This window comes from Azovibrio restrictus DSM 23866 (assembly GCF_000429665.1).
Taxonomy (GTDB): Bacteria; Pseudomonadota; Gammaproteobacteria; order Burkholderiales; family Rhodocyclaceae; genus Azovibrio; species Azovibrio restrictus.
On the sequence record NZ_AUCH01000009.1, the window covers coordinates 175,770 to 189,134 of the forward strand.

At 59.0% G+C, this 13,365-nt stretch carries 18 protein-coding genes and 1 tRNA gene; 18 read left to right on the forward strand and 1 reads right to left on the reverse strand.

The genetic code is table 11. From position 1 onward, the window contains the following. Nucleotides 1–90 precede the first annotated feature (90 nt). Nucleotides 91–167 (forward strand) — tRNA-Arg (locus G474_RS0111130). 448 nt (nucleotides 168–615) lie between these two features. Here G474_RS0111130 and G474_RS22090 read toward each other — a convergent pair. After that, nucleotides 616–1,716, reverse strand: coding sequence for a DUF2726 domain-containing protein (locus G474_RS22090; protein ID WP_051282221.1), 1,101 nt, complete (start codon nucleotides 1,714–1,716; stop codon nucleotides 616–618). A gap of 107 nt (nucleotides 1,717–1,823) precedes the next feature. On the opposite strand from G474_RS22090, the gene G474_RS0111140 reads away from it, so the two are divergent. The 17 genes from G474_RS0111140 (at nucleotide 1,824) to G474_RS23410 (ending at nucleotide 13,261) form a co-directional block, all read left to right on the forward strand. After that, the gene (locus G474_RS0111140) at nucleotides 1,824–2,183 is read left to right on the forward strand and encodes a hypothetical protein (protein WP_026687047.1); all 360 of its coding nucleotides are present in this window, start codon (nucleotides 1,824–1,826) and stop codon (nucleotides 2,181–2,183) included. Next, nucleotides 2,180–2,467 carry a hypothetical protein gene (locus G474_RS23385; RefSeq protein ID WP_156919236.1) on the forward strand — a complete coding sequence of 96 codons (288 nt, stop codon included), beginning with the start codon at nucleotides 2,180–2,182 and terminating at the stop codon, nucleotides 2,465–2,467. Before G474_RS0111140 ends, G474_RS23385 begins: the two co-directional genes overlap by 4 nt. After that, on the forward strand, nucleotides 2,464–2,661 hold the full coding sequence (locus G474_RS23390; protein ID WP_156919237.1) for a hypothetical protein: 198 nt from the start codon (nucleotides 2,464–2,466) through the stop codon (nucleotides 2,659–2,661). The genes G474_RS23385 and G474_RS23390 overlap by 4 nt, the downstream gene beginning before the upstream one ends. A gap of 286 nt (nucleotides 2,662–2,947) precedes the next feature. Continuing rightward, nucleotides 2,948–4,186: a phage/plasmid replication protein, II/X family gene (locus G474_RS20500; RefSeq protein ID WP_211228104.1), complete on the forward strand. Its 1,239-nt coding sequence runs from the start codon at nucleotides 2,948–2,950 to the stop codon at nucleotides 4,184–4,186. 19 nt (nucleotides 4,187–4,205) lie between these two features. Beyond that, nucleotides 4,206–4,553: a hypothetical protein gene (locus G474_RS22095; RefSeq protein ID WP_051282223.1), complete on the forward strand. Its 348-nt coding sequence runs from the start codon at nucleotides 4,206–4,208 to the stop codon at nucleotides 4,551–4,553. Nucleotides 4,554–4,555: 2 nt separating this feature from the next. Further along, nucleotides 4,556–4,798, forward strand: a complete 243-nt coding sequence (locus G474_RS0111160; protein WP_026687049.1) for a hypothetical protein — start codon at nucleotides 4,556–4,558, stop codon at nucleotides 4,796–4,798. A gap of 59 nt (nucleotides 4,799–4,857) precedes the next feature. Beyond that, on the forward strand, nucleotides 4,858–5,130 hold the full coding sequence (locus G474_RS0111165; protein ID WP_211228105.1) for a hypothetical protein: 273 nt from the start codon (nucleotides 4,858–4,860) through the stop codon (nucleotides 5,128–5,130). Nucleotides 5,131–5,355: 225 nt separating this feature from the next. Beyond that, a complete protein-coding gene (locus G474_RS23395) occupies nucleotides 5,356–6,855 on the forward strand; it encodes a hypothetical protein (protein WP_026687051.1) in 1,500 nt (499 codons plus the stop codon). 2 nt (nucleotides 6,856–6,857) lie between these two features. Continuing rightward, entirely contained in the window at nucleotides 6,858–7,151 is a 294-nt protein-coding gene (locus tag G474_RS0111175; protein WP_026687052.1) for a DUF2523 family protein, read from the forward strand. Nucleotides 7,152–7,161: 10 nt separating this feature from the next. Next, nucleotides 7,162–7,377, forward strand: a complete 216-nt coding sequence (locus tag G474_RS0111180) for a hypothetical protein (protein WP_026687053.1) — start codon at nucleotides 7,162–7,164, stop codon at nucleotides 7,375–7,377. Between the two features lie 190 nt (nucleotides 7,378–7,567). Next, a complete protein-coding gene (locus G474_RS22105) occupies nucleotides 7,568–8,644 on the forward strand; it encodes a zonular occludens toxin domain-containing protein (RefSeq protein ID WP_051282225.1) in 1,077 nt (358 codons plus the stop codon). Further along, entirely contained in the window at nucleotides 8,641–9,894 is a 1,254-nt protein-coding gene (locus G474_RS20520; RefSeq protein ID WP_051282226.1) for a type II secretion system protein GspD, read from the forward strand. Before G474_RS22105 ends, G474_RS20520 begins: the two co-directional genes overlap by 4 nt. A gap of 509 nt (nucleotides 9,895–10,403) precedes the next feature. Then, nucleotides 10,404–11,135 carry a hypothetical protein gene (locus G474_RS23400; protein ID WP_156919239.1) on the forward strand — a complete coding sequence of 244 codons (732 nt, stop codon included), beginning with the start codon at nucleotides 10,404–10,406 and terminating at the stop codon, nucleotides 11,133–11,135. Then, complete coding sequence (locus G474_RS0111205; protein WP_026687056.1) at nucleotides 11,132–11,431, forward strand: hypothetical protein; 300 nt, start codon at nucleotides 11,132–11,134, stop codon at nucleotides 11,429–11,431. The genes G474_RS23400 and G474_RS0111205 overlap by 4 nt, the downstream gene beginning before the upstream one ends. 63 nt (nucleotides 11,432–11,494) lie before the next feature. Then, nucleotides 11,495–11,770 carry a barstar family protein gene (locus tag G474_RS24590; protein WP_084513716.1) on the forward strand — a complete coding sequence of 92 codons (276 nt, stop codon included), beginning with the start codon at nucleotides 11,495–11,497 and terminating at the stop codon, nucleotides 11,768–11,770. 66 nt (nucleotides 11,771–11,836) lie between these two features. After that, nucleotides 11,837–12,502, forward strand: coding sequence for a hypothetical protein (locus tag G474_RS23405; RefSeq protein ID WP_156919240.1), 666 nt, complete (start codon nucleotides 11,837–11,839; stop codon nucleotides 12,500–12,502). A 102-nt stretch (nucleotides 12,503–12,604) separates the two neighbouring features. Then, nucleotides 12,605–13,261: a hypothetical protein gene (locus G474_RS23410; protein WP_156919241.1), complete on the forward strand. Its 657-nt coding sequence runs from the start codon at nucleotides 12,605–12,607 to the stop codon at nucleotides 13,259–13,261. Nucleotides 13,262–13,365: the final 104 nt, after the last annotated feature.

Consider the following 13,365-nt stretch of genomic DNA (forward strand, 5'->3'; position numbering starts at 1 on the left):
GACAAACCGCAATTATAGCCGCTCGCAACCCGCCGATGGATGAAATAATGGACTCGTTCCCATAAACCCAGTATGATTTCGCCTCCCCACGCGCCCGTAGCTCAGTTGGATAGAGTACTGCCCTCCGAAGGCAGGGGTCGGACGTTCGAATCGTCTCGGGCGCGCCAAAATTCAAGCGGTCTGCCAGATCTCTGGCGGGCCGCTTCTGCTTTGTGCTGCCAGTATGCGCGGCGGACTTCATCCCGCTCCCGCTCGGCGTTGGCCTGGGCAATCACTTCCAGCTCGTCAATCTCCAGCAGTTCCGCCACCCGAGCTGCCATGTAGTCGTCCATTACCCGTTTCTTGGTCCTGTACTGGCTGATCTGAGCCGTTGAACAGTCCAGCACGTTTGCCAGCTGGGCATCTGTTGCCAACTGGCAACGGGTCTTGATTTCATCCAGGAAAAGCAAGGTGTTCATTTGTGCGCCTCTGTCTCCATGAGGTCATTTAATGACCAGACGGGCCTATTCTCCCCACCTTGCTAACACTTGACAACTCACAGCCGTTAGTTATACCGTTCGCAAAACTAACGTGCGTTAGCCACTGCGGACAAACATGGCGCCCTCCCTCACCTCTTCAAGCCCTTCCCAGCCGAGCATTCCGCTCTTGCTCGTGTCGCTTGCGGGCAACCATGGCGCGGGCGACGTCGTGTCGAATGGTCTTGATGTAGGGCATGTCGCTTGTCTCGTAGACGATCAAGGGAATCCCCGCTTCTTCCAAAGCCGCCCGCTTAACCTCATCGGCCCGCTTTCGTTCCTCCAGTTCGTGGACGGCCCCGTTGAGTTCGATAGCGGCAACGATGGCGAAGTTATCCCCTTCCTTCCTGCAGACCAGGAAATCAACGCTCTTTCGCCCTATCTCGTTCAGCTGTGCATTCGCATCCCATCCCCTGATGTGGAGCATTTGGGAAACGCTCACCTGAGAGAAGACAACCAGCTGGGGCAAGGCGGCAACAAGTTCGTGATAGAGGGTGGCCTCTGTGTCGTTGAACAACAGGAATTTGTCCCTGTATTTCCCGCGTCGGCTCTTTTTGGCTGCGGGAGCAGCTGCCGGGGCTGTCCCCTGCATGAAGAATTTCAACTCTTCTTCCGGAACGGGAATCGGGGCCTGGCTATTCGAGCCGCTCTTCTGCTCTACCGGATCAGGCGTTTTCCTGGGTTCCACCCTCTGCTGATAAGTGGGGGCTCTTCCCCATTCCGTCCTCTTCGGCTTGAAAAACCAGCCAGCTGCGCCCGCCGACAAAGAAAACAGAAGCAGAGGCGGAACAATGTCCCCGTACCCGGGATATTTGAGGGTGATTCCCCGCTGCTCCAGAACTTCCTTCACCTCGCCGCTCTTCCACATGAGCTCGAAAATTTCCCGCTGTCGAGTCATGTTCCGCCGGCAGGTTCCTTTCAGTTCACGGTCTGTAATCGTTCCCTGGCAGGCCGGAGGCGCCTTGTAGATCGCTGCCCAAGCCCGCTCCTTCAAGGGTCGGAACGCTCCTGTTTTGGCAAAGCTGTTGTAGGTGACCAGGAGCAGAACAACCAGCAACCCCACTCCAAGCTTCAAAAACCTGCCCAGGGCTTTTCCGCTTGCCCCCTCCTCCTTCAACCAGAACCACACGGCAAGGCCAATTACAGCCATGACGACCCCCAGCATAAACAGGAGGTCGGACGGATTCGTCGGATTTTCCATGGGCAAGCTTCCTTGAAGTCTTTGGGCTTAGTTGAGAGTCACTATCAATGACGATTCTAACCCAACAGCATTCCACGTTCGCCGCCTTGCAGCCCTGGAGCCAGTAAATGCCGACCCCAAACTTCTCCCTGCTCCTGGGCGTCATCGACTTTTCCAAGGTCGTTATTGCCCTGTTGTCCATTTTCGCGGCCCTGGTAGCGGTTGCCTTTATCCAGAACGGCGCCGGAAAGCTGGTGGCCTTCGTCAGCTCAGAATATGAACGCAAGCACCCGGAGCGGGATTTCCAGCGACGCTTCGCACGTGAAGAACGCGCCCGCGTTGCAAAGCGGGAGCGCAGTAAAAAAGACCAGGACTACAAGAACTGGAAAGCGGCCCAGATGGGCCCCAGGATGCCCCGGGGGCGTAAGCCGACCAACACCGGCTTTGGCACCATGCCCAAAGGCCGCTGGAGAGGGCTGGACTGGTGACCTACGCCCACATCCCCCTATCTCGCCTCCGATCTGCCGTCGCCTTCTGTGCGGCGGTTTCCCGTCTGGCCTGGCAATTCCCTGGTGATGCCCTGCGCCCCTTCAACTGGCGCCGCCTCCAGTCCGGCCAGACCCAGGCCGACTTCCGCCGCTATGCCTTCGCCCTGCGCGAAGCACGGCCGGCGCCAGCTGGCGCCCTGACGCCGCCAACGGACCGCGGCACCGCCCGCAGCGCAGCGAGGACGGAGCCCCGGACCGGCTGGCGCTCGGAGGGGCGCCCATGACGCGCTGCTGTGCCCGCTGCTGCGCCTTCTGCACCTCGGCCCGAGCCATCCCGGCCAAGGACCCCTTGCCCCACGAGCTCCCCATGCTGGTGGGCTGCGTCATGAAGGGCCACAAGGTGCCCCCGGCGTCCTCCTGCCCCTGGCACTCCGTCGGCCCCCTGATCCACCCCTGCTTTACAGAGGTCCTCGGATGATCGTCGCCCAGATTCCCTATCACCACGTCCAGGCCGCATGCCGCAACAGCCGCGTCCTGGCCCATCGCCACCAGCTCCAGCCCTTCAACACCTGGCGCCTCCAGGCCCAAGGCACCTCCATTGCCTGGCTCTTCGAGCGGGCCCGTTTCGCCTTTGCCCGGGAGCCTTTCAAAGGCTTTTTGGGCAGGGCCTCCGGCACTGGTTTTTTTGATCAGCGGCGCAGTAGCACCGCTGATAAGTCTCGTTTAAGAGACTCTGCCCTTTAATCGCCATGGCCATCGACACCGTGAAACTCCGTTCCCCCGCCATCGATGAAGGCACGGCCTCATTCCTGGAGCGCCAGTGCATCCTGCGCCAGGGGGTGCAGATCCTGACCGGCGAAATCCTCTACGAAATCACCACCGGCACCCTGGAGGGCTCCTACGATGCCCGGATCATGTTCAAGGTCTGCCGGGAGGACTGGATCACCATAGGGGGCAAACCCCAGCAAGTCCCCTGTAAGCCCTATGTCCTGGTGGAATGCTCCCTGCACAAGTTCTTCCACGGGCAGAACGTCTACGGCAACCCCTGCAACTTCCCCCAGCTCTGCCGGCGCTTCATCGACGCCCTCGGCGAGATCATGGGCTCGGATCACGGCATGTTCCACGAGGCCGATAAATGGGAAGTCCGGCGGGTGGACTGGGCAGAAATGTTCCACCTCTCCCCAGCCGCCCAGCGGGAATTCTTCTGGTCCATGCGGGACGTGCACTTTCCCAGGCGGGCCAAGAAAGAAGCCCGCTATGACTCGGCCATTCACTTCCCCGGCAAGTTCACCACCGTCCGCATCTACTCCAAGGGACCGGAATTCAAGCTGCACGGTGAACCCGTCCTGCGCCGGGGCCTGGTCAAGTACCAACAGCTCCAGGACGGCCAGAACCCGGGGAAGGGGATAGACGGCCCCGTGCCTAAAAAAGTGGTGGCCGGCATGCCCCGCTATGCCTGGATAGAAACGAAGCTCCAGGCCCTCCAGCGCCTGGCCAACTGGCGCCTGCGCGCTGAAGTGCAAATCAATGCAGACAAGCTGCATCACGACTTCGGGGGACGTTACCCCCTCGTATCCGAAATCACCGACGCCTATCTGATCCAGATCTTCGAAGCCCAGATCTTCAAGCTCCTCAAAGAAGGAAAGACCGCCATGGAAACCGTCCGAACCTTTCACCAGGTCAAAGCCCGCCTTGATGCGGTCTACGGCGGGCGCTCCGCCAACAATCTCTTCTCGTTCTGGGTCCAGCTCGCCGAACTCGGCGAAGAACCCACCAAGCTCAATTTCTCCAAATCCCAGTTCTACAAGAACAGGGCCAAGCTCGTGGATGCCGGCGTCTCCTGGCACGCCACCGACGTCTTCATCCTGCCCCAGGACACCGCCCTGCCCAGGGACTTCCGTCCCCTCTCCGCCGACAGCCGGCGCTGTATCGGCCAAGTCTCGGCCAACTCGATCTTCAACTTCTGCCCGGTTCAACAACACGGCCTGATGAAGGCCGCTTAATCCCTGAAAGGAAGCCCCCATGGAAGCCGTCGCCTCACACCCCACCCAGAAGAAACCCACCACCCCTGCCGTGCAAATGGGGCAGGTCTACCTGGAAGGCCGGATTGCCTTCCGCCGTCGCATGCGCGGCCAGGAAGGCCCGTATTTCCTCTCTGTCCTCAAGATTCCCGCACAAGATCAGTTCTCCCACCCGGGCACCGTGGAAGTGCTCAGCCATGACTCCCTGGGCCAGCCCGGGGACGACTGGAAAGGCATCTGTGAAGTCACCGGCTACCCCCGCTCCTACGACAGCAAGCCGGACAAGGAAACCGGCGAAGTCACGCGGATTCATACCGCCGAAGTCCGCCTTCGGGTCCTGGAGCAATAAGCATGGCCACCTGTATTCAGTTCGACGCCAGCGGCTTTGCCGTCCTGGCTGCCGGAGAACCCAGCACGTGCACCGCCGTGCTGCTCTCCGGCACTGAATACGCCCAGATTCAAGCGGCCCAGTCGGCAGACATCAGCTATCCCCAGGCCGGCGCCGTCTTCTCCTTCTTCTTCGGATTCACCTTGGCGGCCTGGTACGTCGCCAAGAACGTTGGACTGCTCCTGGAAGCCGTCCGGCGGTTTTAGCTTTCGGCATCGCTGAAAGGGTCCAGGCCCCTTGCCTGGTTTGTATGGAGGAATCACCCATGAAACACGTAATGCTTCTTCTTCAATCCCTGGCGGCCCTGCCAGCCAAGATGGCCCGGTCCGCCCTGGCCCTCCTGACTGCGGGCCTTGCCCTGCTCGGGATCGCCGGCCCGGCCCTGGCCGCTGACCCGGTGGACTTCAGCGGCCTGACCAACTCCGTGGACTTCTCCTCGGTCATCGTGGCCCTGATGGCAGTCGCTGCCGCCCTGATGCTGGTCTACATCGCCTGGAAGGGCGCCAAGATGATCTTGGCCGCTGTCCGGGGCGGTTAATCGGTCGCGTCACGTTGCCCACTTTCGCATGCGAAACCCCGGCCATGGTTACTGAGCTCTGGTATCTCCTCTTTGCCTTCTGGGGAATCGTCTGCGGGTGGGCTGTCATTGAAGGGCTGAAATAACCCGGAATCTGGACAATTCCGGATCAACCCTCCAGATCCTTGCGGAAGGATAGGCCGGTGTTCCTGCGGGTGGAAACCGGCCCCTATAAGGGGTTACCAGGTGAGCTTCCACACCCTCCTACTCGCGCTCTTGCTGCTCCTCTCAGGCGCCAGCCATGCAGCGACTTACATCCTCAACGGCACCGGCAGCCGGGTCTGCTGCGGTACGAACTGCACGACAGCGGTCGCCCGTACCCTGCTGGGCTACCAGGCGGGGGACTGCACGGAAAGCAGTTCCGGCACGACTCGCTATTACTCGACCAATGCCAATTCCACTTCCAAATGCTCGGGCACCTATCTTGGCTTGCATGGCCAATCCACCGCCCCTTGCGGCACCTGCACCACCCTTGAACTCAAAGACGGCACCTGCGTTGCCGACCAGGCCGGCGCCGCTGCCGTGGGTAGCACCCCCTCGGCCCCCGGAGACATTCCCGGTACGGACGATAACGGCGAAGAAACGCCCCCGGTCTGCTCCCCAGGCGCTGGCCTGGGCAAACTGATCTGTAAAAACGGCTGGGTCTTCCAGTGTCAATCGGCGTCTTCCGTCGGCGCCACAGAACACAGTGCCGGGGAAACCTGCGCCTACGGCCCCTGCACCCGCACCACCAATCAATGCAACCCCTACACCCCCACAGGAGGCTGCCGCGAGAATGAACAGGCCATCGGCGCCGGCTGCCTCTGCGCCCCGGGTGCAACCCGGGTCAATGGCGTCTGCAAATACTCGGACCCCCCAAACGACGATAGCGGCAACACGGGAGGCACCGGCGGAACCGGCGGCAACGGCAATACGGGCGGCGATACCGGCGGCGATACCGGCGGCGACACCGGGGGAGATACGGGCGGCACGGGTGGCGACACCGGGGGCGGAGATAGCGGCGGCGGCAACTCGGGGGGCAGCAACTCGGGGGGCAGTAACTCCGGCGGCAGCAACAGCGGGGGCGGAAACTCCGGCGGCAACGGGGACGGGGAAGGCGAAGGGGAAGGAGACAGCGAAACCCCCACCCCGGAATGCCAGGAGGGCGAGGAGTGCAACGGCAATGGCATCTGTGAAGCCGGAGAAACCTGCAACGGCCTCCCGGGAGATACCAACGGCGACGGGGTCTGCCAGACCAATGAACCCTGCGGGGGCGGTAGCGGCAACCCCGTGGAATGCGAAGCCGGCCAGGAATGCAACGGTAACGGCATCTGCGAAACCGGGGAGGACTGCACGGTCCCTTCCGAAGATGACTCCGGCAATGGCAACGGCACCGGAAATGGGAACGGCAACGGGACCGGCACCGGCTCGGACTGGTGGAACAAGACCACCGGCCAGGGAGACCCCACGGTCCCCGATGGGGATGGCTTCGCCTCGGCCTTCTTCCCCGGCACCTTTGACAGCCTCCTGAACTGGGACCTGCCGGCCCATAGCTCTGTCTGCCCCGTGGGCCAGTTCGACGCCTTCGGCCAGAGCTTCCAGGTGGATTCCCACTGCACCCTGGTGCAAAGCCACTTTCCCACCCTCCGGGCTGCCTTCATCGTCTTCTGGCTGCTGGTGGCCGTGATGCTCGTCATGAAAGCCTGACCATGATTCCTGTCCTTACCATCTTCTCCCCCCTCCTGACCTACTTCCTCCGGGCCGTGGTGGTGAAGTTCCTTGTGTTCACCGCCGTCATCGCCCTGGTCACCTTCCTGGTCCCCTTCGCCGTGAAGTGGGTGGCCGGCTTCATTTCTCCCCAGGCCTTGAATGGTGCCTTCAGCGGCATTCCGGATGGGGTCTGGTACTTCGCGGACTTCTTCGCCCTGGACTACGGCTTGCCCCTGGTGTTCTCGGCCCTGGTGTCCCGCTTCCTGATCCGGCGCCTGCCGGTCATTGGCTAAGGAGTCCCCCATGACGAATCCCGTCCTCGATCTGGACAAGCACAACCGGACCTTCATCGACCACGCCCGGGATGCTGCCCGATGGTTTGGCGAAGGCTTCGTGGTGTTTGTTTCTAACGTCGCGGTGCTCGGCACCCATGACAAGGGCAGCGCCCAGGCTGAGGCCCGGGCCTGGTCGGAGAAGAACGGCCGGGAGAATGTCCGGATTCGTAGGATCAAAGTCTAATGTCCATCAAGCTTTATACGGGCCGGATGGGGAGCGGAACAACCTATGAAGTTGTTTCCGTCTTGATTCTGGGAACTGGTTTCCGAGCCGAAAGCGCTTACAAGGATCTTTGGTTGGCCAAACAGGTAGCCCGGGAGCATGTGGGCAGCACCCCTCGGGTTTTCGTCAAAATTCGTAGGATCAAAGTCTAATGTCGATCAAGCTCTATACGGGCCGCATGGGGAGCGGCAAGACCTACGAGGTGGTTTCCGTGGTGATCCTGGGCGCCCTGGCCCGGGGCCGGCGGGTGGTGTCCAATATCGCCGGGCTGAACTATGAAGCCATGCAGGCCGTCCTGGTGGAGTCCGGCGTTCCTGCGGACCAGGTGGGCCAGCTGGTGCAGGTCACCCATGCCCAGGTAGAAGAACCCCAATTCTGGCGCACAGATAAGGATGAAGCCGAAGGGGTGGATTCATTCATCCAGCCCGGGGACCTGGTCTGCCTGGATGAAATATGGCGCTTCTGGGAGGGCTTCGCCGGCCGCAAGATGCCCGAGCGGGTGATGAACTTCTACCGCATGCACCGGCACTTTGCCCACCCGGAAACCGGGGTGACTTGTGATGTGGCCCTGATCACCCAGGACCCCGGGGACCTGTCCCGCCGGGTCCGGGCGGTGGTGGAGGAAACCTACCGCATGGAGAAGCTAACCGCGGTTGGCATGTCCAGGCGGTACCGGGTGGATATCTTCTCCGGCTGCAGCAGCCGGCCCCAGTTCCTGCGCTCCTTGCAGCGCACCTATGAGAAGAAATACTTCCCCCTCTACAAGAGCCATTCCCAGGCCAAGGACGATAGCGCCGGCCCCCGGGAAGAGAACATCGACCAGCGGGGCAACATCCTGCGCGGGGCGCTCTTCAAGGTGGTCCTGCCCGTCATGGCCCTGGTGGGCATGGCCTCGGTCTATTTCGTCTGGTCCTTCCTGCATCCGGAGCCGCCCCCCAAGGCCAAGACCGCCCAGGCCGGGGCGGGCAAGCCTGCCGGCGCCACTACCCCGGCCCCGGCCGGCGCCGCGCCATTACCTGGGATGAACAGCCGTTTCCGGGTGGTGGGCTATGTGGCCCAGGGGAGCAATCCCCGGGTCTACCTGGCCTACGACGAAACCGACCGGGCCCGCATCTTCTACAAGCGCCAGGTGGTGGAGTCCCATAACTGGAAGATGACTCTTAAGGCGCCGGATGGGCAGATCACGGAATGGAGCGGCAGCAAGGGGAAGGGAGAGAAGACCCCATGAAGATCCGCGCCTTCTGCCTGGTGCTCTGCTTCCTCGCTGGCCAGGCCCTGGCCCAGGAGGGCCGGGACATCAGCATGCAGTTCTCGGAGATCCGCTTACCTGACCTGGTGCGCCTGCTCTTTACCGATATCCTCGGAAAGAACTACGTGCTGGACAAGGAGGTCCTGGAGTCTCCGGAAATCCTGACCATCAATATCAAGTACATGAGCCCGGCCCAGCTGGAAACCCACCTGCTGGAGATCATCCAGCGCCGGGGCTTCAAGGTGGATTGCCGGCAAGGGTTCTGCCATGTGGCCAAGCGTCCCGAGGCGGCCCAGGAAGCCCCCCGGGCTTTCTATGTCTATCGCCCCCGGCATCGTTCGGTGCCCTATCTCCTGGCCCTGGTGGGGCCTCTGTATCCGCCCCAGTCCTTCACCACCCAACGCCAGATTGACAACCCCGGCCCGGAAACCCAGAAGTCCGGCAGCACCGGCCACGAAACCGGGACCAATGCCACTTCCTTAATCGACAAGGGCAACCTGGATACCCTGGTCTATCAAGGCAGCCCCCAGGAGATCACCCGACTGGAAAGCCTGCTGCAGCAGCTCGACCAGGCGGCGGCGGAAGTGATCGTGAAAGCCTCTGTCTTTGAAGTCCGCCAGACCCGCCAGGAGAGTTCCGCCGTGTCCCTGGCCCTGGGACTGCTCAAGTCCGCCTCGGGCCTGGGCATCACCATCACCCAGGACACCAGCAACGGGAACGCGGTCAAGATCAAGGCCGGGGACGTGTCCGCCGTCTGGTCGGCCCTGAGCTCGGACAGCCGCTTCCGGCTCTTCAGTGCCCCCACCATCCGGATCAGGAGCGGCAACACGGCCAAGTTCATGGCCGGCTCGGAAGTGCCGGTGCTGGCCAGCACCACCACCACGACCACCGGCACGGTGCAAAGCGTGGAATACAAAAGCTCCGGGGTCATCCTGGAACTTACCCCCCAGGTCCGCCCCGGGGGGACGGAACTCCAGATCGCCCAGGAAGTGAGCAGCTTTACCGCCACCACCAACGGGGTGAACAACTCCCCGACCCTCTTGAAGCGAGAGCTGACCACCCAGATTACCGCCCACGATGAAGAAATCATTCTCCTGGGCGGCCTGGAAGAAACCACCCGCACCGACGGACAGTCCGGCCTCTCCTTCCTCCCCGCCTGGATGAAAGGCAGCTCAGAGGGGGAGGACCGGACCGAAATCATGATGATTCTTAACGTTCAGAGGATTTGAATATGGATACCTGCACGCTCCCCCCTGACTTCGTTCCCCAGGCCCTGGCGTTCCTGGAGACCTTCACCTGGTCAATATTTGGGTTGGGGGTTATTACCGCCGTTTTTGCGTTCCTGGTCTTCCATTCCCTGGATGCCTTCTTGTCCGCGTTCATCCGGCCCCGACTGATCCAAGCCCTGCGCCGTCGCCGTCGTGCACTTTCGCATGCGAAAACGGCGAAGCAGGGAACCCGGTTTAGGAACCGGCAACCGTTCCCGACAAACCACCAGCAGGCACCAGCCCCGCCTTTCCCCTGGCATGCTGACACCGACCATATGGTAATGGTATGGTGCCGCATATGGTCGCCGTCTACGCTCTCGCATATCTTCAAGCATTTGCCGAAGCCCTGCATTGGCTTATCTTCCGGCGTGATAGGTTGTCCAGGATATACGGCGCCCAGCCAGCTTATACGGCGATAACGCCGTCTACTTCACGTTAGGGGTCTCAATTCATCACAAGGAGAATTGTCCATGAAGGAAGACAAAGCGCAGTTTCCCGTTCGCATGTTCATTCGGCCGGCAGAGAGTTTCGGCGACCCCGAATGGTCACCTTTAAGCGAATCAGCGTCCCCTTCGTTTCATTACGAAATGGACTACGCGAATGTTCTTATCGCACTATTGACCTCGTTTGCCACAGTTGCACGCAAGGAACTTCACACAACACACAAATTGCGCTCCGTTCTCTGTGAACAATGGAAGGCTCAAGAGGCAGGTACCCCGTTTGATCTTAGAGTTCTGACAGAAGACAACAATGTTGCCCTGATCGTTTCCAAGCTGTGGCACGAACAGAATCGGCAGCAAGAGGTAGGGTTCATCTTTGGCTCCGAGGAACCCGCTGATGTTTTGGTGCGCCATGTCGGTGGGGCTTGGAACATCGTTGAAGTCAAGCCCCGTCCGAACATCCTTGTGTCGTCTCAGTCAATGCCTGCTGGATATCTCAGAGATACTGCCAAGACGATCTCTCATCGCTTTGCTGCTTTGACTGAAACACAGGATTATGTCCGCCACTTGTTCCAGGAAATTGAACGCGAGATTATTGTCCCGGAATCATCTCTTCGAGATATGAGCAGTTGGTTAAGAGCTAGTGCCCGTCGCGTTTCCCGTGAAGCAGATGCCTTTGACGAGCGTGCGAGAACACACCAGACGGAATTCCAACGCCGCATCCTTGCACTGGGTCGCAGTAGGGAAGGAGCGCCATCGTGACCAACCCAAAAGAGGCAGTGGGATGGCTAAATTTTGCGCTCAACCTGCGAGAGTCAATAACCTCCATTGAACAGTCGCTGTCTAAGTCCAAATCCGATGTTGACGGCATCCGAACGGAAATCATGCTTCTCGTTGAACGCCTTGAACATTTTGACGACCTGCTGTTGAGACTTGAGAGGCGAATAGACAGAATCGAGGATCGCACGCCGAATGTCGCGGTTGTTGCCGTCTCCCCATATCCAAGCACGAAAGAAGTCCCGAGGCTCACGAGCGATGACAAGTCGGTCGACCCCTAACCCTGCGTTCGAGGCGACCTGCGCGAAAAGCCGCGCAGGCGCCTCAACTCCACGTTAGAAGGCATGCGATCCATCGTCATTGATTGCGGCTCAGTTCAGTCGGAAGCTGATTTTTGGTCCGCATACGTTCGCACCGCCGAGCCAGAAGGTGCCGGCCACTTTGGCCGGAACCTTGATGCATTTTGGGACGGGCTAAACGGCGGTCCAGGTTGGCCCGGCGAGTGCCGGCTCCTGTTCATTAATACTTCGCCGCTCCACGCGTTTCGCGGCGGGAAATTTCTTGAGGTGTTGCGTGATATCGCCAGCCGATCTAAGGCCGTGGAGGTCAAATTTGAGTAAGCCTTCTAACCTTTCGCTGCAGCGGACGGCTTCGCCGCCCGCTGAGCTTGCACGTTAGGTCTCAATATGGCACCTCCTCCCCGCGTCACCAAAGCTGTTGTTCAAACCGAAGTGACAAGCTTCGTGGCAAACATAAATCGCGCTCGCGATCTCTATAGAAAGATAGCTCTTCACGGCTACACGGGCACTTCTGCTGCAACGTCAACCCGACTATCCAACCCGGATACGCGTGATGCCGCGCAATTCATCTTCTTTGAAATTGCTGCAAAGTTTGAAGACCACGCCAAATTCATGTTCCAGGTCGAAGTTCGGTCGCGACTTCAAGTTACTGCTACGCGAAGCGCCTTCGTAATGGGCGACCTTGATAATGGCTTGAACAACAAGCTTGGCTGGGGCAGCCCACAGCGGCTGAAAGAACGTGGACACAATCTGTTCGGTGCTAACTCGTTCTTCGGTGACCTCGTCAACAAACTTGGAAACCAAACCTACAAGACATTGGTTTCTGCTCACACGGTACGAAACCGTGTCGCTCATGACGGTGGGGCTGCGCAAACCAAGTTCGTGAAGCTTCTTGATGGAGATGGAATCCAAGCTGCTGAACGACAAGGTATGAGTATCGGCAGGTACCTTCGCGATTACCCAACGGCTGCAACTGCCGCAAATCGCAACTTCTTTTTGTACTTGGCGGCATATGAAGACTTTGCAACCAAGGCAGGTGCAGCATTGCCATGAGCCTGAGACCTAACATCACAATCCACCGGACCGTCAAAAAGCTGCGCATTTTGCCGTCCGGTGATTTTCAACGTTAGATTTTTAAACTAAAAGAGCAATTCAATGGAAAAGTTATTAGAAGTGCTTAACCCTCTAATACAATTTGTATTGGTATGTGTAGGGCTTTGGTACACGGTAGAAACTAGAAAATTAAGGCAGCAGTCCGAAAGACAATCGAAAGCAGCTTTGGGTCAAAAGCGGTTGTCAATAGCTCCCTATTTAGTAAGCGGACTAGTAAATCCGCTATCTGAAGATGAGGATGCAAGTGAATCAGGCGATAGCGCTGAGAGAGCCGAGCTGAAAAAAGCTATTGAAGATGCAAGGAAAAATGATGAATTGCTATATTTTGTCGGTGTTAGCAATCCAACTGACAAAGTTGCTATTCAGGTGGATATATATCTCTACGATAAAAATAAGAAAAGCTACTTATTAGGTGATACCGGACATCAAGTCTTGAGCAGTAAGGACCATGAAATCATCTCGGTATCTAGGCCATATATGACAGAGAGCGAAGTCACAGCGGAGATAAAAGCTGATCATGGCCTTCATGCCGAGTTTGCTCGTGCGGTCTCACAAAGAAAAGAAACCCATTCTGAAATTTATGTTCTTTACAAAGACATCGAAGGGTTCTCATATTTGGCGGCTCGTCAATTTAAAGAAGAAGATGACGGAGACATAGTGTATAGGCAGCAAAATTTCTTTTTTAGTGGGTTGGAGTGAAATCTAACCTTTCGTATATGGACTCCCCCGGAAATCAAGGAAACTGAACGATAGGTTTGGCAGCTGGAAAGCGCATGCAGTCGTATATCCGGCATCTGGTGTGG

Bases quoted from the DNA above. Each gene is read 5' to 3' on its own strand.
- G474_RS22090 (WP_051282221.1), bottom strand. From the start codon at position 1,716: ATGGAAAATCCGACGAATCCGTCCGACCTCCTGTTTATGCTGGGGGTC.
- G474_RS0111140 (WP_026687047.1), top strand. From the start codon at position 1,824: ATGCCGACCCCAAACTTCTCCCTGCTCCTGGGCGTCATCGACTTTTCC.
- G474_RS23390 (WP_156919237.1), top strand. From the start codon at position 2,464: ATGACGCGCTGCTGTGCCCGCTGCTGCGCCTTCTGCACCTCGGCCCGA.
- G474_RS22095 (WP_051282223.1), top strand. From the start codon at position 4,206: ATGGAAGCCGTCGCCTCACACCCCACCCAGAAGAAACCCACCACCCCT.
- G474_RS0111160 (WP_026687049.1), top strand. From the start codon at position 4,556: ATGGCCACCTGTATTCAGTTCGACGCCAGCGGCTTTGCCGTCCTGGCT.
- G474_RS0111165 (WP_211228105.1), top strand. From the start codon at position 4,858: ATGAAACACGTAATGCTTCTTCTTCAATCCCTGGCGGCCCTGCCAGCC.
- G474_RS0111175 (WP_026687052.1), top strand. From the start codon at position 6,858: ATGATTCCTGTCCTTACCATCTTCTCCCCCCTCCTGACCTACTTCCTC.
- G474_RS0111180 (WP_026687053.1), top strand. From the start codon at position 7,162: ATGACGAATCCCGTCCTCGATCTGGACAAGCACAACCGGACCTTCATC.
- G474_RS22105 (WP_051282225.1), top strand. From the start codon at position 7,568: ATGTCGATCAAGCTCTATACGGGCCGCATGGGGAGCGGCAAGACCTAC.
- G474_RS20520 (WP_051282226.1), top strand. From the start codon at position 8,641: ATGAAGATCCGCGCCTTCTGCCTGGTGCTCTGCTTCCTCGCTGGCCAG.
- G474_RS23400 (WP_156919239.1), top strand. From the start codon at position 10,404: ATGAAGGAAGACAAAGCGCAGTTTCCCGTTCGCATGTTCATTCGGCCG.
- G474_RS24590 (WP_084513716.1), top strand. From the start codon at position 11,495: ATGCGATCCATCGTCATTGATTGCGGCTCAGTTCAGTCGGAAGCTGAT.
- G474_RS23405 (WP_156919240.1), top strand. From the start codon at position 11,837: ATGGCACCTCCTCCCCGCGTCACCAAAGCTGTTGTTCAAACCGAAGTG.
- G474_RS23410 (WP_156919241.1), top strand. From the start codon at position 12,605: ATGGAAAAGTTATTAGAAGTGCTTAACCCTCTAATACAATTTGTATTG.